This is a genomic window from Desulforamulus ruminis DSM 2154, from assembly GCF_000215085.1.
Classification (GTDB): Bacteria; Bacillota; Desulfotomaculia; order Desulfotomaculales; family Desulfotomaculaceae; genus Desulfotomaculum; species Desulfotomaculum ruminis.
Genome location: NC_015589.1, coordinates 1,876,690 through 1,899,300, shown reverse-complemented (window position 1 = coordinate 1,899,300; position 22,611 = coordinate 1,876,690). Strand labels below are relative to the sequence as shown.

Here is a 22,611-nt window from a genome sequence, read left to right as displayed (position 1 = left end):
CGATCATGCAAATCCTTTTATTCTTGCCAACCGGTGATTGATTAACTCTTCAATAACGTTCACCACAGACTCCGCCGATCTAGGCCGGCCAATTTTCCGGGCATTTTCTTTCATAACCTGTTGCGCTACGGGATCGGTCAAGTATTTTTTAACCTGATAAACTAAATCCTCAGGGTTCCTGACCAGTTTTGCCGCCCCGGCGGCCTCCAGAAAGGCAACATTCCGCTCTTCCTGTCCGGGAATCGGATCGGTGATAAACATCGGCAGCCCGCTGGCCATGGCTTCCGAGGAAGTGAGCCCTCCGGCTTTTCCCACCATAAAATCGCAGGCGGCCATTAAATCCTGTATCTCGGTAACATAACCCAGCACCTGAACATTTCCGGACAAATGAGGCGTTACTTTTAACAATTTCTGCCTTAGTTCTTCATTTCGCCCGCAGACCACCACAATTTGGCAGGGCAGCCCGGAAGAAGCCAAATCCTTCACCACTTCTTCCAAAGGGCCCATCCCCAAGCCCCCACCCATGACCAAAACCGCCTGATGCTGCGGCTTCAGGCGCCAACGGTTCCTTAAGGAAGCCCTTTCTTTGGGCAGGGCAAAGTTTGGATCAATGGGGATTCCCGTAGCCTTAATTTTTTCTTTGGCAATCCCGTACTCCTGAAATGATTTTACCAGAGATTCCGCTGCCAGCAGGTAGCAATCCACCTCTTCAAACAACCAGAAGGGATGCACCGTAAAGTCCGTTATTGTCCCCAAAATGGGCATTGGGCATTTCCCCTGCTGGCGTAAATGAATTAAAATGCCCAGAGGGAAAGGATGGGTGCAAACAATGGCCTGAGGCTGCATCTGATTCATCAAAGATTCCAGTTTGGGAGCCGCCAAAAGGCTCATGATACGGTTAAACTCCTTTTTGGCAAAACCGGAAAAGGGTTTTTCCTTTTCCGCTTGGCGGTAAAGGTAACCGTAAATCACCGGGGACATTTTAATAATTTCCATGTAGGTCCCCAGCACAACCTTTTCAATTAAAGGACTGGCGTAACGGAAGGTATCCAGAATCTCTATCGTAGCGCCGGGATTGCGTCTGAAAATCTCCTCTTTTATCGCTGCCGCCGCCCTCATGTGGCCTTCCCCGGCGGAGACGGACAGCAGCAAAATCCTTTGTAATTGCATTATTTACACCTACAGGGAAGTTAGTATTTCTTTAACTTTTTCCGCCAACTGATCTACAGGAAGCAAATCCACTTGTCCTGAACGGCGCTGCCGGACCTCTACCACGCCTTCACTGAGGGCCTTGGCACCTACAACAATGCGCAAGGGATAGCCAATTAGATCCGCATCTTTGAATTTAACGCCGGGACGCTCCGCCCGGTCATCCAGGATGGTTTCCACTCCCAGACGGTTTAGTTGATCATATAAGTCCCCGGCCAGCTCCATTTGTCCCTGATCCTTGGCCGATACCGGGATCACCACCGCATGGTAGGGAGCAATACTGGCCGGCCAGATAATCCCGTCCGCATCGTGATTTTGCTCGATGGCCGCAGCCATGGTACGGCTCACCCCGATCCCGTAGCAGCCCATGACAATGGGCTGCTCCTTGCCGTTTTCATCTAAATAGGTTGCCCCCAACGTCTTGCTGTATTTGGTGCCCAGCTTGAAAATCTGGCCCACTTCAATGCCCCGGGCTTCCTCCAGGGTTCCCCCGCAGTTGGCACAGGACTCACCGGCCTGCACCATGCGAATGTCTGCTACCAAGTCGGGTTTAAAGTCGCGGTCCGGATTTACGTTTTTATAGTGGGCATCCCCTTGATTGGCGCCTGCAACGGCATTAACCAGGGCCATCACTTCGTGGTCCGCCACCATGCGAATTTTTTTAAGACCCACCGGACCGGCATATCCCGTTGGCGCCCCGGTGGCCTGCTGAACCTCGGTCTCGCTGGCCAGTTCAACAGTCAGGGCTCCTAAGACATTCAGCAGTTTTATTTCGTTAACATCCCGGTCACCCCGTACCAAGGCCGCCACCAGTTCTTTATCGGTACGGTAAATCATGGTCTTGATCACCTGACTGGTTTCCAGGCCAAAAAACTGTGCCACCTCAGCGGCAGACTTCTGACCCGGCGTAGACACCTGCTCAAGCTCCAGCGGCGGCACGGCGGCATCCAGTCCTGCGGCAGGCAGGGAAGCCTTTTCAATATTGGCGGCATAATCACAGTGGGAGCAATAAAGGATGGCTGCCTCACCGGAATCCGCCAGGACCATAAACTCATGGGTGCTGCTGCCTCCAATGGCGCCGGAATCCGCTTCCACAGGACGGAATTTCAGACCGCAGCGGGTAAATACATTGGTGTAAGCTTCGTGCATCTTTTGATAGCTGACATCCAGCTCTTCTTCATTACGGTCAAAGGAATACAAATCTTTCATAATAAATTCCCGGCCCCGCATCAGTCCAAAACGGGGGCGGCGTTCGTCACGGTATTTATTGGTTATATGATAAAGCAACAAGGGCATTTGCTTATAAGATCTTACTTCACCCCGCACCAAAAGGGTAATGACCTCTTCATGGGTGGGTCCCAAACAAAAATCACGGTCGTGGCGGTCTTTTAAACGAAACAGTTCCGGGCCATAGACATGCCACCTTCCGGATTCCAGCCATATTTCAGCGGGCTGGATAATGGGCATTAAAAGCTCCTGACCGCCCTGACGGTTCATTTCTTCCCGAACGATTCGTTCTATTTTTTGCAAAACCCGCATGGCCAAAGGCAAATAGGTATATACACCCGAGGCAAGTTTCCGAATAAAGCCTGCCCGCAGTAAAAGCTGGTGGCTGACAACTTCGGCTTCTGCAGGAACCTCCCGCAAAGTGGGCATCAGCATTTGTGTTGTTCGCATCAATGGTCTCCTCCTGACAGTGCTAATTCTACAGCTTTTCTATTTCCTTCAGCAATTCTTGCAGCAAATCCTCCTCAGGGACCTGACGGATGATTTCCCCTTTACGAAAGATCAGGCCAACCCCTTTCCCTCCGGCAATGCCAACATCGGCCTCCCGGGCTTCTCCGGGGCCGTTCACCGCACAGCCCATGACAGCCACCTTAAGGGGCTTGTCCACCCGGGCCAGCTTTTCTTCCACCTGTTCCGCAATCTGAATCAGATTAATCTGGGTTCTGCCGCAGGTAGGACAGGAAATCAGTTCTACTCCTCTCCTCCGCAGCCCCAGGGCTTTTAAGATTTCCCAGGCCACATACACTTCATGTTTGGGATGTCCGGTTAAAGAAACCCGCAGGGTATCGCCAATTCCTGCAGCCAGCAAGGCCCCGATACCCACGGCGGACTTGATCATGCCGCCCTTGACGGTACCTGCCTCGGTTACGCCAATATGCATGGGGTATTCCACCTGGGCCGACAGCTTTTGATAAGCCTCCAGCATCAAAGGAATGTTGGAAGCCTTTAAAGAAATTTTTATTTCCCGGTAATTCAGGCCCTCCAGCATTTCAATATGTCTCAGGGCACTTTCCACCATGGCAGCGGCGGTTACCCCGCCGTATTTGCTTAGGAGTTCTTTTTCCAGGGAACCGGCATTGACACCGATGCGAATGGGCACCAGCCTTTCCCGGGCCGCGGCCACCACTTCGGCAACCTTCCTTTGGCCCCCGATATTCCCCGGATTAATTCTTAAGCCATCAACACCGGCTTCTAAAGCAGCCAGGGCCAAGCGGTAATCAAAGTGAATATCTGCGATCAGCGGGATGGCAATACCGGCCTTGATGGCTGCCAGAGCCCCGGCGGCTTCTCTGTCGGGCACCGCGACCCGGATCACTTCACAGCCTGCCTCGGTCAGCTCTTTGATTTGTTCAATGGTTGCCCGGGCGTCCCGGGTATCGGTATTGGTCATGGATTGTACAATCACCGGTGCGCCGCCGCCAATTTGCACCGGGCCGACTTTCACCGGACGGGTATTTTTGAATTTCATGGGAGCCTCCGCCATTATTTATCAAACATGATGGATACCACATCGTTATAGGTAATGACCACCATTAACAAAAGCAGCAGGCCAAAGCCCACCAGGTGAATGAAACTCTCTCTGGAAGGGTCCACCGGCCTTCCGGAAATCTTCTCCCACAGCAGGAATAAAACCCGACTGCCGTCCAGGGCGGGAATGGGGAAAAGATTAAACAGCCCCAGGTTGATACTGAGAAAAGCCGCCAGCTGCATAACCTGAAAAGGGCCAAAGGCCGCCGCCTTGCTAATTTCCGAAACCACCCGGATTGGTCCTCCCAAGTCCACTTCACCGCCGCCGGTAATCATTTGCCCGATGTAGACCAAAATAAAGACGGTAACCTTGCCGGTATAAACTGTTCCTTCCGCCATGGCCGCCAGAGGATTCATTTTTTTAATAAAGGTTTCCTTCTCATCCGCCCGGATACCGATCATATAGCGGCCGCTTTGATCTTTCATGGTGGTTACGGTCAGCTGCAGTTCCTGAGAGTCACGCAGCACGTTCAATTTGACGGGCTCGCCTTGATATTTATTCACTTCACCCACCAGTTCGTTCCAGTCCTGAACCGGCTTGTCGTTGACAGCCACAATCTTATCTCCGGCTTGCATACCGGCCTGTTGAGCGGGATAACCGCTGATAACCTCTCCCACTTTGGTTGAAGCAACCGGGATCCCCTGCATCATAATCACCAAAGCGAATAACACCGCAGCCAGCACAAAATTCATTAAAGGTCCGGCGATAATTACCGCCGCCCTTTGCAGGGCTGTTTTATGATTAAAGGCTTTTTCAACGGGAATATCGTTTTCCTCTTCATTGGGGTCCATCCCCGCCATGCGAACAAAGCCGCCCAGAGGCAGCAGGCGAAGGTTATAAATTGTCTCGCCCCGGCGAATCCCAAAAATCTTGGGACCAAATCCCAGGCTAAATTCATGTACCAGGATACCCACCCGCTTGGCCACTAAAAAATGACCCAGTTCATGGAAAAAAATCAATAGCCCAAAGACAACTACCGAAGCGATAAATGTTTGCATTTCTTCACCTCTATATATTTGTTAAAAATTGTACAGCCCTTTTTCTGGCCCAGCCGTCCACTTCAATAATCTCTTCCAGGCTGGATGGTTTAAAGGTCTGGTGGGCGTTAAGGGTTTTCTCAACCACCCGGGGTATATCTAAAAATTGAATCTCTCCTGCTAAAAAGGCATGAACCGCGATCTCGTTGGCGGCGTTCATCACTGCCGGGGCCGTGCCGCCTTCCTTCCCGGCCGCATAGGCCAGAGCCAGGGCGGGAAAACGACCGGTATCCGGCTGCTCAAAGGTCAGGGCCTTTATTTCCGTTAAACCCAACCGGGGTAAGGAATTGAACCAGCGGTCCGGATAACTGAGAGCGTATTGGATGGGGATGCGCATATCCGGTATCCCCAGGTGGGCCAGAATGGATCCGTCGCCATACTCCACCATGGAGTGAATCAGGCTCTGGGGATGCACCACCACATCAATAGCAGCAAAATCCAAGTCAAAAAGCCACTTGGCTTCAATAACCTCCAGTCCCTTATTCATCAAGGTTGCCGAATCAATGGTAATCTTTTGTCCCATGGACCAATTGGGATGTTTTAAGGCCATCTGGGGCGTAACCCGGGAGAGGGCTTTTTGATCCAGCTGCCGGAAAGGTCCGCCGGAAGCCGTTAGTATGATTCTGCGGACCCAAAGTTTGGATTCCCCGTGCAGGCACTGAAATATGGCGGAATGTTCACTGTCCACCGGCAGCAGTTGAACTTTATTCTTTGCCGCCAGGCCGGTTACATATTCCCCTGCTGCCACCAGCGTTTCCTTGTTGGCCAGAGCAATTTGTTTGCCGGCCTCAATGGCGGCACAGGTAGGGATCAGACCAACGGCTCCGCTTAATGCCGTTAATACCACCGCGGCTTCGCTGCAGGTGGCCACTTCCACCAACCCGTTTAAACCAAAATAAATTTCCGGATGATACTGTCCGGGCAGTTGTTCCCGAAGCCAGCGCGCATCTTCCTCTAATTCCAGAGAAACCACCCGGGGACGATGAGAAAGGCATTGTTTCAAGAAATCATCCCGATTTCGACCGGCAGCCAGGGCTACCACCTTCAACTCCTCTGGAAATTGCTCAACTACCTCCAGGGTCTGCCTGCCAATGGAACCGGTACTGCCAAGGATGGAAAGTTGTTTCATAATGAAAGGCACCTCAATCTTTTTTATTTCACCCTTGAGGTGGGAATTCCTGCTTTTATAAAAGCCTGCACTGCAATTAACAAAATGGGACCTAAAATCATACCCAGAAAACCCAGAAGTTTAAAACCAACAAATAAAGCAACGAGAGTGGCTAGTGGATGCAAGCCAAGGCTATGGGACACCACTTTGGTTTCCAGCAACTGCCGGGTAACCAATACAATTACGTACAAAATCAGCAGTTTAACGGCAAAAATGGCAGGCCCGCTCATAAAAGCCCAAATAATCCAGGGAATAAAAACCGTAGCCGGACCCAGCACCGGAATAATATCAAAGAAACCAATTAAAAGACCCATGGTCAAAGCATATTCAGCACCGATAATGTATAAACCGACGATGCTGGTGAAGGTAGTGATGCTGACTAAAATTCCCTGGGCCTTAATATAAGAAATGAAAGCCCCAAATACCTCTCTGACAATGTGCAAACTTCTCTCGCCATAGGGAGCAGGGCAAAGACTGACCCATTTGCGGGCCAGTAACCGTCTGTCTTTACTGATGAAATAAGTGGCCAGTAAACTGATAATAATAAATGCAACCACACCGGGAACCGCTGTAAAAATACTTAAAATGGATTCCGTGGTCTTACTGAGAAAACCCTGCAAAGACTGGGCAAAGGAACCAAGGGAACTCTCAATATAGGTTGTGGTGCTGGACGGAAGTTCTCCGTAAAAATGTTTTAATTTGGGCAGGGACTCCTGAAGCCAAATTTGAATTTCGCCGACGATCCCGGGTAAAGCCTTGGATATATTAAACAATTCAGTAGCCAGTTTGAGTAATAAAAGAACAATAATAATGCCAAAAAAACCCAGCACCAACAGCATGGCCAAGGCCACCGCGGGCCCCCGGGACATGCGTCCGCGCTCTTGAAAAATAACCACCATGGGTTCAAGTATAAAACTCATGAAGATTGCCACAATAAAAGGAATGGCAAGGGGAATTAGATAACCAAGCCACTTGGCCACATAGTCCCAAAGGCGATCCAGGGTAAAAAACGCCACTAAAAGAAGTAGACCGGCCAATACAACATTTAGGGCGGTCTTTAGCCAGGTAGGCAACAAAATTCACCTCTATACTAAATGATATTCAAATTATAAACAATTTTACAACGTAGTATACCAGCGGTGCGGTAACCAGCAGGCTGTCAAACCTGTCCAGCACACCCCCGTGTCCGGGTATAATCTGTCCCGAGTCTTTCACCTTGGCTTGACGCTTAAAGGCCGACTCCACCAGATCCCCCAGCAAAGAAGCCACCCCAATCAGTGCGCCCAGCAGCAATATAACCACTGTGGACATACCCGGAACAACCAGAGTAAAGATAAAACCCACCAATACCGCTCCCGCTACGCCCCCCAAAGCGCCTTCAATGGTTTTCTTGGGGCTGAGCAGGGGAGCCAGCTTATGTTTGCCAAAGGATCTACCCACAAAATAGGCAAAGGTATCGCTGGCCCAGGTTGCAGCCAGCAGGAATAAGATCCAGCTCCAGCCGCCGGGTAAATCCCTTAGCAAATAAAAGAAAATAAAATTCCCCAGGTACAAAGTGGTTGTTATGTTGCCAAAAGTGTCCAAAGGCGTGGTCCGGGGGTACAAAAAAGCCATCATAAATAAATTACCCATCACAACGAATATCAGCGTATGGGCTAAGCCATCATCTTTATATAAGTATGCACTGGTAAGTAGGATTAGCCCTCCTGCCTGGATGATCCATCGGTTTGAATTGATGCCCAGTCCTTTGAGGATGACCATCATCTCACGAATGGCTATACCGTAAGCAACAGCGGTCAGCAGTAAAAGAAATTCATTTCCATACCATGCAGCTAAAAGAATGACCGGTATACCTACCAACGCACTTAGCACTCGTAAGTGCAGCAATTTTATCCACCAACCTATTTTTTCTTTAGTCCGCCAAAGCGCCGGTCCCGGCGTTGAAAATCAATAATTGCTTCCAGCAAATGGCTTCTTTTAAAATCCGGCCACATTACATCCGATAGCCAAAACTCCGTATAGGCCAACTGCCACAGCAGAAAATTGCTGATTCGAAAATCTCCGGAAGGTCTAACCAGCAGGTCCGGGTCCGGTAATCCTGCCGTATATAAATAATCACGAACAAGTTGTTCATTAATATCCGATATTTGAATTTCACCCTTATCAAGAGATCCGGCAATCTTAACCACGGCATCGGTTATTTCACTGCGTCCCCCGTAGTTAAGGGCTAAATTTAACACCAGGCCCTGGTTATCTTTGGTAATTGCAAAGGCCCTGTGCAAAGCTTCCTGGGCCTGCCGGGGCAATTCTTCCAGGCGGCCGATGGCGTTTATTTTTACCTCATTGCGGTGGAGTTCGTCCACTTCTTTGTTTAAATATTCCACCAGCAGATCCATGAGGATGGAGACCTCGTCTTTGGGACGTTTCCAATTTTCAGTAGAAAAAGCATAACAGGTTAAAACTTTAATTCCCAGTTCCGAACAGAGTTTTACAATATTTCGCAAGGATTCAACTCCGGCCCTGTGTCCAAAGGATCTCGGCAAACCCTTGCGCTGGGCCCAGCGCCCGTTACCATCCATGATAATAGCAATATGCCGGGGGAGCCTGTCTTGATGAATGCGTTGAAGAAGTTCTTTTTCATTGTCCAGCTTATCTTTTTTAACAAACAAGCCGTTTAATTTTTTAAACATCCCTTCCTCCAATATAACAACCCCCTTCCGGATTTGAAGGGGGTTTATTGCGTTACTCTTCAATAATGGCTCCGGTGGGACAAACATCCACGCACGTTCCACAATTTTCACATGCCATGGTAATTTTAAAAATTTCGCCCTCCTCAATGGCATTGTTGGGGCAGGAATCTAAACAGGTACCGCAGGCCAGACATTCATCCGTAATCTTGAAGGCCATTTAGTACACCTCCTTTCCCCTCTCCTCACAAGCCACTGTTAAAACCAAAGGGCTGGATTCATTTCCCTCCGGCTGGAGTTTTACTACCCGCTTAGTCCCCTGGGGATTCCCCTGGGGCGGCCTGGTTAACACCTGGGATACGGTGAAACCGGACTCCTTTAGCAGAGAAACAGCATCTTCAAGTTTAAAACCTAAAACATCGGGAATACCCATATTAAACTTGCATAATCTCCTGTTCCTTGGTTTTCACCATTTCATCAATTTCCTTGATGTATTTATCCGTAAGTTTCTGCATATCATCTTGACCACGCTTTACTTCGTCTTCCGGGACTCCTTCCTTTTGTTTGCTCTTCAGCGTATCATTAATATCCCGGCGGACATTGCGAATGGCCACACGACCTTCTTCCGCCTTTTTCTTTACGGATTTTACTAATTCCACACGACGTTCCTGGGTTAACTGGGGTATGGTTAAACGAATCACTGTGCCGTCACTGGTGGGTGTAATCCCAAGATCAGACTTTAAGATGGCTCTCTCAATTTCAGGCATGGCGCTTTTATCCCAGGGTTGAATCAGCAGGGTCCGCGCCTCCGGTACAGAAATATTGGCCAGTTGGTTTAGCGGAGTGGGAGTTCCGTAATAAGACACCGTCACTTTATCAACCAGAGCAGGTGTTGCACGCCCGGCCCGCAATGAGGCAAACTCCTTACGCACCACTTCTACACTTTTTTTCAGGTTTTCTTCCGCTGCCGAAATAATTTCTTTAACCATTTTATTCCCCCCCAACAAAGGTACCAATACGTTCGCCTAGAATTGCTCTTTTAATGTTTCCTTCTTTATTTAAATCAAATACCAGCAAAGGTATACGATTATCCATACAAAGTGAAGCCGCCGTAGAATCCATCACCTGCAAGCCGCGGTTTAAAACCTCAATATAGGTGAGTTCGTCAAATTTCTTGGCCTCCGGATTTTTCAAAGGATCTGCCTCATAAATCCCATCCACCTGCTTGGCCATCAAAATGATTTCCGCCTCAATTTCAGCAGCCCGCAAAGCCGCTGTGGTATCTGTGGAAAAATAAGGATTACCGGTGCCTGCGGCAAAGATGACAACCCGGCCCTTTTCCATGTGCCGAATGGCCCGGCGGCGAATATAGGTCTCGGCCACCGCCCGCATTTCAAAGGCCGTTTGTACACGGGTATCCACATCAATGTTTTCCAGGGCATCCTGCAGGGCCAGCGCATTGATCACCGTAGCCAGCATGCCCATATAGTCCGCTGTTGCCCGGTCCATCCCCTTGGTGCTGCCGGAAATCCCCCGCCAAATATTTCCTCCGCCAACGACAATGGCCAACTGAACTCTGAGATCCAGAACGTCCTTAATTTGCTTGGCAATGGAATAAACCACCTCGGGATCAATTCCATGCCCTTGTGACCCGGCCAGGGCTTCACCGCTTAATTTCAGGATGACCCGCCTGAATTTGGGAGTTACCATTGAGGATGTCCTCCAGTCTTGGTAGTTCTGTTATTCTACAACAATTTTAAAAATCCTCTTAAAGACCTAATTTCTACCCGGATTCATTAACATTTAATTTGAGCTGCCACTTCCGCTGCGAAATCGTCTTGTCTCTTTTGTAGGCCTTCTCCCATTTCATAGCGGGTAAAGCGACGAACATCGATCTTTTCGCCAATTTTAGCCACCACTTCATTCACAACCTGCTGCACGTTTTTATCGGGATCTTTAATAAAGGGTTGTTCCAACAGGCATACTTCTTTGTAATATTTTTCAATGCGGCCTTCAACCATCTTTTCCACAATTTTTTCCGGCTTGCCTTCATTCAAGGCCTGAGCACGCAAAATTTCGCGTTCCTTTTCAATGGCTTCGCTGGCAACTTCTTCCCGGCGAACATATTCCGGCTTGGCCGCAGCGATTTGCATGGCAATATCCCTGGCTAGGCCGCGAAAATCTTCATTTTTTGCCACAAAATCCGTCTCACAGTTGATCTCCACCAGCACACCGATGCGTCCCCCGCCGTGGATATAGGCTTCTACAATCCCTTCCGCCGCAATTCGGCCGGACTTTTTAGCCGCAGCAGACAGCCCCTTTTCACGCAGGAATTCAATGGCTTTTTCAATGTCTCCATTGGTTTCACCCAAAGCCTTTTTACAGTCCATCATACCGGCACCGGTACGCTCTCTCAACTCTTTAACCATACTTGCAGAAATCTCTGCCATGATAATCAATATCCCCCTTTTCCTCATAATCCTGACAATCTCGTGCTATTATATCCAATTGCCTCCGTTAACAAACATAAAAAAAGGTAGGGGCCTCCCAATCGTGCTAGACGCCCTCTACCTACCATTTCTATTCTGCGAGTTGTTCGCCCTGCTTTCCTTCCAAAACAGCATCGGCCATTTTAGCGGTAAGCAGTTTTACTGCCCGAATAGCGTCATCGTTACCGGGAATCACGTAATCAATCTCGTCAGGATCGCAGTTGGTATCCACAATGGCCACAATGGGAACACCCAGTTTGCGGGCCTCTGCCACCGCGATGCGTTCCTTCCGGGGATCAATCACAAACAGGGCCCCGGGGAGACGGCGCATATTTTTTATTCCACCCAGGAATTTATCCAGTTTCTCTTTTTCATGCAGAAGCTGGGCAACTTCCTTTTTAGGAAGAACATTAAAGGTACCGTCCTCTTCCATGCGCTCCAGTTCATGCAAACGGTCAATGCGGTTACGGATGGTTTGGAAGTTGGTTAACATTCCACCCAACCAGCGCTGGTTCACAAAAAACATACCGCAACGCTCGGCTTCTTCCTTCACAGCTTCCTGGGCCTGCTTCTTGGTTCCGACAAAAAGAATGGTACCACCGTCGGCAGCCAGTTGCTTTACAAAGTCATAACATTCTTCGACCTTTTTAACGGTTTTCTGTAGATCAATAATGTAAATACCGTTACGGTCTGTAAAAATATAAGGAGCCATTTTTGGATTCCAGCGACGGGTTTGGTGCCCAAAGTGAACGCCGGCTTCCAATAATTGCTTCATGGAGATAACTGCCATAGCTAGTTACACCTCCTCTCCGCTTTGTTTTTAGTCCTCCGCTGTCCTCATTCCCGGCAAGACCTTATAGAAGGCAACCTTGCACAAATCCGACAGCGTGTGTAATTAACACCAAGGCATATTTTAGCACATTCCCTCCCGGGGCGCAAGTCCTAACCAAAGAAGGGATTTCTATACAAATTAATAAAATATTTTTCCTATAAAATGCAGGGTCGAAAGTAAAGAAGTCCCCGGCCTTAAGGCCGTGGACTTTCCAATGCGTTGTTAATTATGTTTCAGTCTTTGCAGTTCCTCCAGCAGGCGATCATTTAACACACGGATGTAGGTTCCCTTCATGCCCAAGGATTTAGACTCAATAACACCGGCGCTTTCAAATTTGCGCAGGGCGTTCACGATCACGGAACGGGTAATGCCCACACGATCGGCGATCTTGCTGGCCACTAAAACGCCCTCATCCCCTTCCAACTGCTCAAAAATATGCTGAACAGCATCCAGTTCGGAATAAGAAAGGGTTCCCAGGGCAATCTGGACGGCAGCCTTTTTACGGGCTTCTTCCTCCATGCGCCCGGCCCGGGAGCGGAGAATTTCCATAGCCACCACTGTGGCACCATATTCGGCCAAAACCAGGTCTTCATCAGTAAAATCCTGGTTAAATTTAGCCAAAACCAAGGTGCCCAGACGCGAACCTGCACCCACGATGGGAACCACCGTGGTTACCTTGTTGGTTCCTTTGCATTCTTCTTCATTAAAGAAAACACAAGCATTCACTGTTTGGCAAAAATTAGCATGGGTTTCATTGATATCCAGCAGGCTATCATTATATTCCTCTGGGAAACGTTTTGAACCCTCGACGATGTCCTTCATGATATCGCAGGCAAACTGGGGCATGAACCGGTAACCCAGAGCCCGGCCCCGGCGGTCAATAATATAGCAGTTGGCAACAATATTCTGGGACAATACTTCGGCGATTTCACCAAAATCCACCGGGTAACCTGCCGATTTTTGCAACAGTTTATTAATGGATCTGGTTCTATCAAGTAAATTCGACACTTTGTCACTCTCCTTAATTTTATAAGATATAACGACTGAGGTCTCGATTTGCTACAACATTCTTTAATTTGTCACGAACATAATCACTATCAATTGTGAGTGACTGTTCTTTTAATTCCGGGGCTTCAAAGGAGATGTCCTCCAAGAGTTTTTCCAGTATGGTATGAAGCCTTCTGGCGCCAATGTTTTCATTTTGTTCATTAACAGTATAAGCGATCTCTGCAATTTCCACAAGTGAATTTTTTGAAAATTCAATTATAACCCCTTCGGTCTTTAACAACTCTGTGTATTGTTTTATTAAAGAATTTTGGGGTTCTACCAGAATCTGTTGAAAATCCTCCCGGCTGAGACTTTCCAATTCCACCCGGATGGGAAAGCGCCCCTGCAGTTCCGGAATTAAATCCGAAGGCTTTGTAATATGAAAGGCGCCGGCTGCAATAAAAAGGATATGATCGGTTTTCACCGGACCATACTTGGTCATAATGGTGGAACCTTCCACGATGGGCAGAATATCCCGCTGTACGCCTCCCCGGGAGACATCCGCTCCGCCGGAACTTCCCTCCTGGACGGCAATTTTATCAATTTCGTCTAAAAAGATAATCCCGTGATTTTCAGCCCGTTTTACCGCCTCGGAGGTCAGCTCATCCATATCAATTAATTTTTGCGCTTCCTGATTGATCAGAATCTTGCGGGCCTCACTGACGCTTACTTTTCGTTTTCGTTTTTTCTTGGGAAAGATGCTGCCGAGGACATCCTGCATCTGTAAGCCCATTTCTTCCGCCCCGGTATTGTTAAATACCTCCAGCATGGGCATACTGCTGTCCTCCACCTCAATTTCCAGCACCTCGTCCTCCAGTTTTCCCTGCGCCAGCTTCTCCCGCAGGGTCTCCCGCTCAAATTTAATCCGGCTGTTTTGCTGATCCAGGTTCTGATTATCCGGCTGATTTTCCTGGACACCGCCAAACAGCATTTCCAGCGGATTACGGCTTTGAGTCGACCGGTTTGGAAGAGGTGCCAGCATTTCCACAATACGCTCATTGGCCATCTTCCGGGCCCTTTCTTCCACTTTTTCCATTTTTTCCTGCTTAAGCATGCGAATGGCAGTTTCTACAAGGTCCCGGACCATGGACTCAACGTCCCGTCCCACATAACCTACTTCGGTAAATTTCGTGGCCTCCACTTTGACAAAGGGTGCTTTGACCAATTTGGCCAGACGCCGGGCTATTTCCGTTTTCCCAACACCGGTGGGTCCAATCATTAAAATATTTTTGGGAACCACTTCATCCATTAATTCTTCCGGCAGTTTACTTCTGCGGTAACGATTCCTTAAAGCAACCGCCACCGCTTTCTTGGCCTGCTTTTGACCCACAATATACTTATCCAGCTCTACCACGATCTCCCGGGGCGTAAGGGCTTCCAAACAACTCACTCCTTCCGAATTCGGTTTACGAATTCAAAACGGTTAACCTCTATATTTCTTCAACAACAATGTTGTGATTGGTGTAAACACAGATATCCGCAGCAATGGTTAAGGCTTCTCTGACAACTTCACCGGGCGACATCTGGGTGTGTTTTACCAGAGCTCTGGCCGCGGCCAGAGCGTAAGGACCGCCTGAACCAATGGCCGTTACCCCCTCATCCGGCTCAATCACTTCACCGTTTCCCGATAAAACCAGCAGATGTTCTGAGTCTGCCACAATTAACATGGCTTCCAAGGCCCTTAGATATTTATCGGTACGCCAAATCTTAGCCAGTTCAACCGTCGCTCTCATTAAGTTGCCGTGATATTCTTCCAGTTTTCCTTCAAACTTCTCAAATAAAGTAAAGGCATCCGCCACCGATCCGGCAAATCCTGCAATCACTTTATCCTGATGCAGACGCCTGACCTTTCGGGCTGAATGTTTCATAATGGTGTTTTGGCCAAAGGTCACCTGTCCGTCTCCGGCTAAAGCAACCTGGTTTCCTCTTTTAACAGCAACAATGGTGGTTGCGTGAAACATACAAATCCCTTCCTCTTTTTATATCGCTCAGGCCCTGGGATGAGCCAAGCGGTATATTTTCTTAAGCTTCTGCCTGGTAACATGGGTGTAAATCTGGGTTGTTGACAGGGATACATGCCCCAATAGTTCCTGCACACTTCGTAAATCCGCCCCGTTATCCAGCAGGTGGGTAGCAAAGGAATGGCGGATGACATGGGGACCGATCTCTTTTTTAAAATGAACCTGCCGACAGTATTTTACCAGTATTTTACGAACAGCCCGGTCACTGATTCTGTTTCCTTTATAATTCACAAAAACCGCTGAACAATTCATGGCAGCCAATTTCGGTCGGCTGGTATGCAAATATTTTTCTATGGCTTGAACGGCCCGGTCATGAAGAGGCACCATTCTTTCCTTGGATCCTTTGCCGCTGACCAGGACATAACCCCGGTGGAGGTCCAATTGGGCCAAATCCATTGATACCAGCTCAGAAACCCGGATTCCTGTGGCATAAAGCAGTTCCAGCAGGGCCCTGTCCCGGATTCCCAGGAGCGAGCTGTCCGGTGATTCAATCAATACCCGGGCCTCTTCCTGATAAAGGAATTGGGGCAGTCTTTTCTCCTGCTTGGGATTGGTCATCCGGACCATGGGATTGCCCTTAACCCGGTTTTCCCGAAACAAGAACCGGAAAAAAGAGCGCCAGGCAGCCAACTTTCTGGCAATGGTGGCCCGGCTCAGTCCTTTTTTCTGTAGGTGGGACAAAAACCCCCGCATCAAACGGGTATTGATTTCTTTCGGTTCCAGGGATTCGTCGGAACAGTTCAAAGCCTTGGCGAAGAAATCAATTCCTTCAAACAGGTCTTTTTGATAAGCTTCTACGGTTAAATTGGAAAAATTCTTTTGTACTTTTAAAAAATGAATAAAATCATCCACTAAAACATACATGCAGCGAACACATCCAATGTCGAAATATGACATTAAACAAAATATAGCATACTAAAGATTGAAATTGCAACTACCTTTTGACAATTTCAATTTTCTCTTTATTTACCCAGTCTGCCAGCTTTTGCAAAGCACGCTGGGCATGGGCTTTTCCTCTTTCTCTTTTGCCTTTAATTTTGACCGGCAGTTCCGGAAACAATCCGAAGGTTACATTCATGGGTTGAAAATTTCCCGTGGGTGTGGAAGTAATATAATGAAGCAGGGAACCATGGGCTGTTTCCCTTGGCCATTCCAGCAATTCTTCTCCCTTTAACAGTCTGGCGGCATTGATTCCGGCCACCAGACCGGAGGCCGCAGACTCTACATATCCTTCCACCCCGGTCATCTGTCCGGCAAAAAACAGATTTTCCTGTTGCTTAAACTGCAGCGTTGGTTTTAATAAAACCGGAGAATTAATATAGGTATTCCGGTGCATCACGCCAAAACGCACAAATTCCGCCTCTTCCAGCCCGGGAATCAGGCTGAATACCCTTTTTTGTTCCCCCCATTTAAGGTTTGTCTGAAATCCTACCAGATTATAAAGGGTCCCTTCCGCATTATCCTGGCGCAACTGCACAACCCCATGGGGGCGTTTTCCAGTACGGGGATCCGTCAGTCCAACCGGTTTTAAAGGACCGTAAAGCAGGGTCTCCTTTCCCCGGGAAGCAAGGACCTCTACCGGCATGCAGCCCTCGAAATGAATTTGTTTTTCAAATTCTTTTTGCGGAGCCCTTTCGGCCTGAATCAGGGCATCATAAAAAACATCGTATTCTTCACGGTTCATGGGGCAATTTAGATAGGCCTCCTCCCCTTTGCCGTAGCGGGAGGCCCTGAAAACCTTGGTCATGTCCAAGGATTCCAGCGCCACAATGGGCGCGGCGGCGTCATAAAAATAAAGATGACGATCTCCCGTCAATCGGGCGATTTCTTCAGAGAGCGCCGGGGAAGTAAGGGGGCCGGTGGCAATGATGACCATTCCCCGCTCCGGTATTTTCGTTATTTCCTCACGGTAAATATGGACCAAAGGATGCTGCTCCAAAGCCTCTGTGACAGCAGCGGAAAAACCTAAGCGGTCCACCGCCAGGGCTCCTCCGGCAGGCACTTGGTGGGCGTCTGCCCTGGACATAATTAAAGAGCCCAGTTGCCGCATTTCTTCCTTCAGTAATCCTACGGCGTTTTCAACTGCTGCGGCTCTTAGGGAATTACTGCACACCAACTCGGAAAAAAGAGGGGTATGATGGGCAGGCGTAAAGGTGTGGGGTCTCATTTCATAAAGGTCCACCCTGATCCCCCTCCGGGCCAGTTGCCAGGCAGCTTCCGAACCTGCCAATCCCGCTCCGATCACGGTAACCTTGTCTTCTGTCATCCGTTCCATGCCTCCTGTACGCGAATAGAACTTACCTTATTATGCAGCCATGCCGCCCCTGTCCCTTTAACCGGGCGGCATGGTTTTTTTATATTAACCGGATGGATTTGCTTTTTTGCGGTTTCGCTGGGGCGTCTTTTTCCCGGCCTTGGCAGCAGTCTTGCCGGAAACTGCCCCAGCTTCTTTCTTGGTCTGCTCTGAGGCTTTATATTCTTTGCCGGGACATTTTTCATTGATGCACTCTGTGCGCTTTTCCTTGCCGCGGCTGTTTTTCTCCACCATCATTCCGCCGCACTGGGGACATTTTTCCTGAGTGGGCACATCCCAGGTAACAAAATCACACTCCGGATAGCGGCTGCAGCCATAGAACTTGCGGCCTTTTTTACTGCGGCGCAGTACCATTTCACCGGAACATTTGGGACATCCCACCCCGGTGGGTTCCAGCAGGGGTTTGGTATTGCGACAATCCGGAAAGCCCGGGCAAGCAAGAAATTTGCCATAGCGCCCCAGCTTAATCACCATGTTGCGACCGCATAACTCACATTTTTCATCGGTAACTTCATCGGCTACTTGTACCTTGCCAATCTTTTCATCGGCATTTTCCAAGGTTTCTTGAAAGGGTTGGTAAAAATCCTTTAAAATCCCCACCCATCGCTCGTCGCCTTCCGCCACCTTATCCAGCTTTTCTTCCATTTCCGCGGTAAATTCGATATTGATAATGTCCGGAAAATAATTCTTTAACAAATCAATCACCACGATGCCAAGCTCCGTGGGATAAAATTGTTTATTTTCCCGGACCACATAACCCCGTTTCTGAATGGTGTCAACAATGGGAGCATAAGTACTGGGACGTCCAATGCCCTTTTCCTCCAGAATTTTTACCAGGGTTGCATCGGTATAGCGCGGAGGCGGTTGAGTAAAATGCTGTTTGGGTGTCAGGTTTTTAGCCTCTACCTTATCTCCTTCCGACAGTTCCGGCAAGAGTCTTTCCTCTTCTTTGCTGCCGTCATCGTTCCCCTCAATATACACCTGCATAAAACCGGGGAATTTAATCACCGAGCCCGTAGCCCGGAACACATAATCACCAGCGGCAATATCCAGGCTGGTGGTGTCCATCACCGCCGATGCCATCTGACTGGCCAGAAATCTGGACCAGATCAATTTATATAATTTATACTGGTCATTGGTTAAGTATTGCTTTATATTTTCCGGATCTCTTTCAATGGAAGTTGGACGAATGGCCTCGTGGGCATCTTGAACCTTGCCCTTGGCCACCGTTTGCCTGGGCTGTTTGGGAACATAAGCCGGGCCAAAGCGATCCAAAATAAATTTCTTGGCTTCTTCCGACGCTGTTTCGGAAACCCGGGTGGAATCCGTACGGATATAGGTTACCAAACCCGCCGGTCCTTCTTTGCCTAAATCCAAACCTTCGTAAAGCTGCTGAGCAACCACCATGGTCTTACGGGAGGTAAAGTTTAGTTTTCTGGAAGCTTCCTGCTGCAAGGAACTGGTGGTAAAGGGCGCTGCCGGATTTCTCTGTTTTTCCTTTTTGCTGACCGTGGCTACCTGATAGGAAGCACCCTTTAAATCCCCCAGAATTTTATCCATCATTTCCTGGTTGGGAATTTCTATCTTTTTGTTTTTATATTTGTGTAGCTTCGCTTCAAAGGGAGACTTCCCTGACTTTACAAATTTGCCCATCAGGGTCCAGTATTCTTCCGGTATAAAAGCCTGTATTTCGTCTTCCCGGTCGCAGATCAAGCGCACGGCCACCGACTGCACCCTGCCGGCGGACAGTCCTTTTTTTACTTTCCGCCAGAGCAGAGGACTTAAATTGTAACCCACCAGGCGGTCTAAAATTCTTCGGGCCTGTTGAGCATTCACCCGATCCTGATCGATGGGCCGGGGATTTTTCACTGCCTGCTGAATGGCATTTTTAGTAATTTCGTTAAATTCAATGCGGCAGGGACTTTGCTCATCAATATCCAAAAGTTTGGTTAAATGCCAGGCAATGGCTTCTCCTTCACGATCCGGGTCAGAAGCCAGTAAAATTCGATCGGATTTTTTCACTGCCGAACGCAGTTCTTTGATAATATCTCCCTTTCCCCGGATAGTAATATATTTGGGTGAGAATTCCTGGTCTATATCGACACCAAATTGGCTTTTCGGCAAATCCCGCACATGCCCCATAGAAGCTTTAACTGTAAAATTTCTTCCTAAATATTTACCAATGCTTTTCGCCTTGGCGGGAGATTCAACAATAACTAATGTTTTACTCAATTGGTACACCTCATTTTATGAAACCTTTGTTATGAATAGCATAACCTTTCTTATTACGACTAGACTCGGTTAATAACGTTAGTATTGCCTTCCGATATCTTTTTAAAAATGTATCCCAAAAGACTTTATTTTAGAACATCGGCAAACCGGGTTGCCCGGCCCGGACGTACATTTTACCCTGTACAATCCGGATAAGCCCTTTTACCTCCAGCAAGGTTAGAGCTGCGGCAGCCTCTTGAGGTTTTAAATGGCTTTCTGCAACAATTTCTTCCAGGGATTGCGGCAGATAGGAAAGACAAGTATACACCTTTTTCTCCTCAGGAGCCAAAGGAGGATCTTGCGGTTGGGGATGAATGAAAAGCTCCCCTAATCCCAAAGGCTCTAAAACATCCAGCGGACCGGCAACCAAGCGGGCACCTTCCTTAATTAATGTATTGGTGCCGGAACTTTGCAAACTGGTAATATTCCCGGGTATGGCCAAAACCTCTCTTCCCTGTTCCAAGGCCAGGTCTGCGGTAATCAACGCGCCGCTTTTTTCCGCCGCCTCAACCACCAGCACCGCGGCACTTAAGCCGCTGATAATCCGGTTGCGGCTGGGAAAATGCCACCCCACCGGAGGGCTTCCCGGTGGAAACTCGGTGACCACCGCACCCTGATCAATGATTTGCTTCATTAAACAGCCATTTTCCCTGGGATATACAATATCCGGACCGCAACCCAATACGGCTACCGTATCTCCCTTCACTTTAAGAGCTCCCCGGTGAGCGGCACTGTCAATTCCTCTGGCCATGCCGCTGACAATGACCAAACCGGCCATGGCCAGTTCTCCGGCCATGGCTTCGGAAGCAGCCAGACCATAGGGCGTTGGCCGCCGGGAACCCACCACGGCAACGGCTGCCTTTTCCCGGGGAAGCCGGCCCCGGACAAACAGGGCCGGCGGTGGATCATAAATGGCTTTTAGCAACGGGGGATAACTTTCATCCACCATGGTTACGATGCTGCAGCCAATATTTTCACAATGCTGTATGATATGCTCATAATTTATATTTTCTCTTTGTCTGATCAGCCTTTGGGCTCCTTGGGAGCCCAAAAAGGATATTTGGGATAAATCTTTTTCGGAAGCTTCCCAGGCTTGCCGGGGAGAGCCAAAAAAGTCGATGATTTCCCAAATTCGCCGGCCATAGCCCGGCAGTAATAATTGCCAGCAAATATAGAATTGGCGATTGTTCAAAAAATCACCCCGATGGAAACATTCCTTCCACTTTCGGGATGTCATTTGGTTTTTCCTTCCAACCGATAAAAAAAACCTTAAAATGAGACCATTGGCCTTATAGAATCCAAGGTTTGCCTCTGCAAATTCATGGCAGCAGCAATGTCGCCAAAGATTTTTATACGGTGAAAAATGGAGTCCATGGTAAATTGGGCGGGATGAATTGAAAATTTTTCAATTTCCTCCCATAACAACGGTGTGGAAACCGGTGCGCCCGGCAGCGGCCGCAGACTGTAGGTCCAGGCCATGGTTTTGCCCCGGGTATTTTGTAAATAATCCACATAAACCTTATCCGGTCTCCTTTTGGTCAGTACCCTCTCAATGGTGGCCTTTTCAGGAAAGGCTCCGGTTACCAGCTTGGCGACCCAGCCCATGGCCTTGGTTGCCTCCCGGAAAGTATATCCTGGTTCTAAGGGAATAAAAACATGAATGCCGCTGGCGCCGGAGGTTTTGGGAAAACCTTTTAAACCGAGCTGATCCAGGGTTTTTTTAACCACCAGGGCCACTTCCATAACCCCCTGGAAAGAAACATCCTTGCCAGGGTCCAAATCAATGACAGCCACATCCGGATATTCAATGGCTCCTCTTTTGGACAGCCAGCCATGAATCTCAATGCACCCTTGGTTGATCAGCCAGATCAATGTCGGCAGGTCATTGCAAATAACGTATCGGACATCTTTCCCCGAATGGGAAATTTTTTCCTTGTGGATCCATTCGGGCGCATATTCCGGACATTCTTTTTGATAAAAATATTCCCCTTCGATGCCGTGGGGATATCTTTTCATCACCAGAGGACGATCCTTAATTAGGGGCAACAGGTATGGCGCAATGTCCGTATAATACTTTACCAGATGCGCTTTGGTCAACCCCTCGGGCCACAATTGTTTATCCAGATTGGTAAGCTTAAGCACTCTTCCGTTAATGGAAACCTCGGTGGAACCTTTTGCGGCCATTCCACTGCCTCCCTGTTTTTTTACTATAATCTTCCCCAGCAGGCAATAGAATAGCCCGGTTTATTCAAACCGGGCATGATTTATTGATATTTCTTCATTATTTTCCGCAATCAATCTTTTACCGCTGACTCATTCCGCCGGTTTGCAGCCGCTTTTCCAGATCTTGGTCCAGGATAAAAACTTCAATGTGTTCCCCGGTGCGAATGGAAATATCTCCGTGGCTGCTGTTAACTTTACAAAAGGTAATGCTCTTGATCAGGGATTCAATTTGATTAATATACGTATCCCGCAGTTCCAAGCGCAACTGCTTTACCAGGGATCTGCCCTTGGGGGTTCCACAAACATGTTTCTCTTCCTTGGTCAAAACCCCGGAAGACCGGATGATGACCATATCCCGACAAATCATGACTCTGGTGCATTCGGGCCCCCGGCCAACCAGATTTTTTTGAAACTTTATAAATTCATCGCAAATCTTTTTCTCCATAACGGACTGCATCTTCAAACAGCCCCCTTTACACTTTTTGTGACAAACCAAAG

General features: G+C 48.5%; 23 protein-coding genes. All 23 read right to left on the bottom strand.

Annotation, left to right across the window (positions count from 1 at the left end; all coding sequences use genetic code 11):
• Nucleotides 1-3: 3 nt before the first annotated feature.
• Nucleotides 4-1,170 (bottom strand): MGDG synthase family glycosyltransferase, encoded by a 1,167-nt coding sequence (locus DESRU_RS09555; RefSeq protein WP_013841907.1) that lies wholly within the window; start codon nt 1,168-1,170, stop codon nt 4-6.
• Between the two features lie 9 nt (nt 1,171-1,179).
• Entirely contained in the window at nt 1,180-2,886 is a 1,707-nt protein-coding gene (locus tag DESRU_RS09550; protein ID WP_013841906.1) for a proline--tRNA ligase, read from the bottom strand.
• 28 nt (nt 2,887-2,914) lie between these two features.
• Entirely contained in the window at nt 2,915-3,964 is a 1,050-nt protein-coding gene (ispG, locus tag DESRU_RS09545; RefSeq protein WP_013841905.1) for a flavodoxin-dependent (E)-4-hydroxy-3-methylbut-2-enyl-diphosphate synthase, read from the bottom strand.
• Between the two features lie 14 nt (nt 3,965-3,978).
• Nucleotides 3,979-5,022, bottom strand: coding sequence for an RIP metalloprotease RseP (rseP, locus tag DESRU_RS09540; RefSeq protein WP_013841904.1), 1,044 nt, complete (start codon nt 5,020-5,022; stop codon nt 3,979-3,981).
• A 10-nt stretch (nt 5,023-5,032) separates the two neighbouring features.
• The gene (locus DESRU_RS09535) at nt 5,033-6,190 is read right to left on the bottom strand and encodes a 1-deoxy-D-xylulose-5-phosphate reductoisomerase (protein WP_013841903.1); all 1,158 of its coding nucleotides are present in this window, start codon (nt 6,188-6,190) and stop codon (nt 5,033-5,035) included.
• A 23-nt stretch (nt 6,191-6,213) separates the two neighbouring features.
• Entirely contained in the window at nt 6,214-7,302 is a 1,089-nt protein-coding gene (ytvI, locus tag DESRU_RS09530; protein WP_041275707.1) for a sporulation integral membrane protein YtvI, read from the bottom strand.
• Nucleotides 7,303-7,330: 28 nt separating this feature from the next.
• Nucleotides 7,331-8,101: a phosphatidate cytidylyltransferase gene (locus DESRU_RS09525; RefSeq protein ID WP_238446403.1), complete on the bottom strand. Its 771-nt coding sequence runs from the start codon at nt 8,099-8,101 to the stop codon at nt 7,331-7,333.
• A 29-nt stretch (nt 8,102-8,130) separates the two neighbouring features.
• Nucleotides 8,131-8,919: an isoprenyl transferase gene (locus tag DESRU_RS09520; RefSeq protein WP_013841900.1), complete on the bottom strand. Its 789-nt coding sequence runs from the start codon at nt 8,917-8,919 to the stop codon at nt 8,131-8,133.
• Between the two features lie 52 nt (nt 8,920-8,971).
• Nucleotides 8,972-9,136 carry a 4Fe-4S binding protein gene (locus DESRU_RS09515; protein ID WP_013841899.1) on the bottom strand — a complete coding sequence of 55 codons (165 nt, stop codon included), beginning with the start codon at nt 9,134-9,136 and terminating at the stop codon, nt 8,972-8,974.
• A complete protein-coding gene (locus tag DESRU_RS09510) occupies nt 9,137-9,349 on the bottom strand; it encodes a PASTA domain-containing protein (protein ID WP_013841898.1) in 213 nt (70 codons plus the stop codon).
• Nucleotide 9,350: 1 nt separating this feature from the next.
• A complete protein-coding gene (gene frr / locus DESRU_RS09505; protein ID WP_013841897.1) occupies nt 9,351-9,905 on the bottom strand; it encodes a ribosome recycling factor in 555 nt (184 codons plus the stop codon).
• A gap of 1 nt (nt 9,906) precedes the next feature.
• A complete protein-coding gene (pyrH, locus tag DESRU_RS09500; protein ID WP_013841896.1) occupies nt 9,907-10,626 on the bottom strand; it encodes a UMP kinase in 720 nt (239 codons plus the stop codon).
• An 86-nt stretch (nt 10,627-10,712) separates the two neighbouring features.
• Nucleotides 10,713-11,366: a translation elongation factor Ts gene (gene tsf / locus DESRU_RS09495; protein ID WP_013841895.1), complete on the bottom strand. Its 654-nt coding sequence runs from the start codon at nt 11,364-11,366 to the stop codon at nt 10,713-10,715.
• Between the two features lie 130 nt (nt 11,367-11,496).
• The gene (gene rpsB / locus DESRU_RS09490) at nt 11,497-12,195 is read right to left on the bottom strand and encodes a 30S ribosomal protein S2 (protein WP_013841894.1); all 699 of its coding nucleotides are present in this window, start codon (nt 12,193-12,195) and stop codon (nt 11,497-11,499) included.
• Nucleotides 12,196-12,459: 264 nt separating this feature from the next.
• The gene (gene codY / locus DESRU_RS09485) at nt 12,460-13,245 is read right to left on the bottom strand and encodes a GTP-sensing pleiotropic transcriptional regulator CodY (protein WP_013841893.1); all 786 of its coding nucleotides are present in this window, start codon (nt 13,243-13,245) and stop codon (nt 12,460-12,462) included.
• A 19-nt stretch (nt 13,246-13,264) separates the two neighbouring features.
• Complete coding sequence (hslU, locus tag DESRU_RS09480) at nt 13,265-14,665, bottom strand: ATP-dependent protease ATPase subunit HslU (RefSeq protein WP_013841892.1); 1,401 nt, start codon at nt 14,663-14,665, stop codon at nt 13,265-13,267.
• Nucleotides 14,666-14,714: 49 nt separating this feature from the next.
• The gene (gene hslV, locus DESRU_RS09475) at nt 14,715-15,245 is read right to left on the bottom strand and encodes an ATP-dependent protease subunit HslV (protein WP_013841891.1); all 531 of its coding nucleotides are present in this window, start codon (nt 15,243-15,245) and stop codon (nt 14,715-14,717) included.
• A 27-nt stretch (nt 15,246-15,272) separates the two neighbouring features.
• Nucleotides 15,273-16,169, bottom strand: a complete 897-nt coding sequence (xerC, locus tag DESRU_RS09470; protein ID WP_013841890.1) for a tyrosine recombinase XerC — start codon at nt 16,167-16,169, stop codon at nt 15,273-15,275.
• 70 nt (nt 16,170-16,239) lie between these two features.
• Nucleotides 16,240-17,571 (bottom strand): methylenetetrahydrofolate--tRNA-(uracil(54)-C(5))-methyltransferase (FADH(2)-oxidizing) TrmFO, encoded by a 1,332-nt coding sequence (trmFO, locus tag DESRU_RS09465; RefSeq protein ID WP_013841889.1) that lies wholly within the window; start codon nt 17,569-17,571, stop codon nt 16,240-16,242.
• 93 nt (nt 17,572-17,664) lie between these two features.
• Complete coding sequence (topA, locus tag DESRU_RS09460; protein ID WP_013841888.1) at nt 17,665-19,851, bottom strand: type I DNA topoisomerase; 2,187 nt, start codon at nt 19,849-19,851, stop codon at nt 17,665-17,667.
• A 130-nt stretch (nt 19,852-19,981) separates the two neighbouring features.
• Entirely contained in the window at nt 19,982-21,082 is a 1,101-nt protein-coding gene (dprA, locus tag DESRU_RS09455; protein ID WP_041275706.1) for a DNA-processing protein DprA, read from the bottom strand.
• Between the two features lie 77 nt (nt 21,083-21,159).
• Nucleotides 21,160-22,074 (bottom strand): non-homologous end-joining DNA ligase, encoded by a 915-nt coding sequence (gene ligD / locus DESRU_RS09450; protein WP_013841886.1) that lies wholly within the window; start codon nt 22,072-22,074, stop codon nt 21,160-21,162.
• A gap of 118 nt (nt 22,075-22,192) precedes the next feature.
• The gene (locus tag DESRU_RS09445) at nt 22,193-22,570 is read right to left on the bottom strand and encodes a Na-translocating system protein MpsC family protein (RefSeq protein ID WP_013841885.1); all 378 of its coding nucleotides are present in this window, start codon (nt 22,568-22,570) and stop codon (nt 22,193-22,195) included.
• Nucleotides 22,571-22,611: the final 41 nt, after the last annotated feature.

Coding starts and splice junctions, on each gene's coding strand:
- DESRU_RS09555 (WP_013841907.1), bottom strand. CDS start 1,170: ATGCAATTACAAAGGATTTTGCTGCTGTCCGTCTCCGCCGGGGAAGGC.
- DESRU_RS09550 (WP_013841906.1), bottom strand. CDS start 2,886: ATGCGAACAACACAAATGCTGATGCCCACTTTGCGGGAGGTTCCTGCA.
- ispG (WP_013841905.1), bottom strand. CDS start 3,964: ATGAAATTCAAAAATACCCGTCCGGTGAAAGTCGGCCCGGTGCAAATT.
- rseP (WP_013841904.1), bottom strand. CDS start 5,022: ATGCAAACATTTATCGCTTCGGTAGTTGTCTTTGGGCTATTGATTTTT.
- DESRU_RS09535 (WP_013841903.1), bottom strand. CDS start 6,190: ATGAAACAACTTTCCATCCTTGGCAGTACCGGTTCCATTGGCAGGCAG.
- DESRU_RS09520 (WP_013841900.1), bottom strand. CDS start 8,919: ATGTTTAAAAAATTAAACGGCTTGTTTGTTAAAAAAGATAAGCTGGAC.
- DESRU_RS09515 (WP_013841899.1), bottom strand. CDS start 9,136: ATGGCCTTCAAGATTACGGATGAATGTCTGGCCTGCGGTACCTGTTTA.
- DESRU_RS09510 (WP_013841898.1), bottom strand. CDS start 9,349: ATGGGTATTCCCGATGTTTTAGGTTTTAAACTTGAAGATGCTGTTTCT.
- frr (WP_013841897.1), bottom strand. CDS start 9,905: ATGGTTAAAGAAATTATTTCGGCAGCGGAAGAAAACCTGAAAAAAAGT.
- pyrH (WP_013841896.1), bottom strand. CDS start 10,626: ATGGTAACTCCCAAATTCAGGCGGGTCATCCTGAAATTAAGCGGTGAA.
- tsf (WP_013841895.1), bottom strand. CDS start 11,366: ATGGCAGAGATTTCTGCAAGTATGGTTAAAGAGTTGAGAGAGCGTACC.
- rpsB (WP_013841894.1), bottom strand. CDS start 12,195: ATGGCAGTTATCTCCATGAAGCAATTATTGGAAGCCGGCGTTCACTTT.
- hslV (WP_013841891.1), bottom strand. CDS start 15,245: ATGTTTCACGCAACCACCATTGTTGCTGTTAAAAGAGGAAACCAGGTT.
- xerC (WP_013841890.1), bottom strand. CDS start 16,169: ATGTATGTTTTAGTGGATGATTTTATTCATTTTTTAAAAGTACAAAAG.
- trmFO (WP_013841889.1), bottom strand. CDS start 17,571: ATGACAGAAGACAAGGTTACCGTGATCGGAGCGGGATTGGCAGGTTCG.
- ligD (WP_013841886.1), bottom strand. CDS start 22,074: ATGGCCGCAAAAGGTTCCACCGAGGTTTCCATTAACGGAAGAGTGCTT.
- DESRU_RS09445 (WP_013841885.1), bottom strand. CDS start 22,570: ATGCAGTCCGTTATGGAGAAAAAGATTTGCGATGAATTTATAAAGTTT.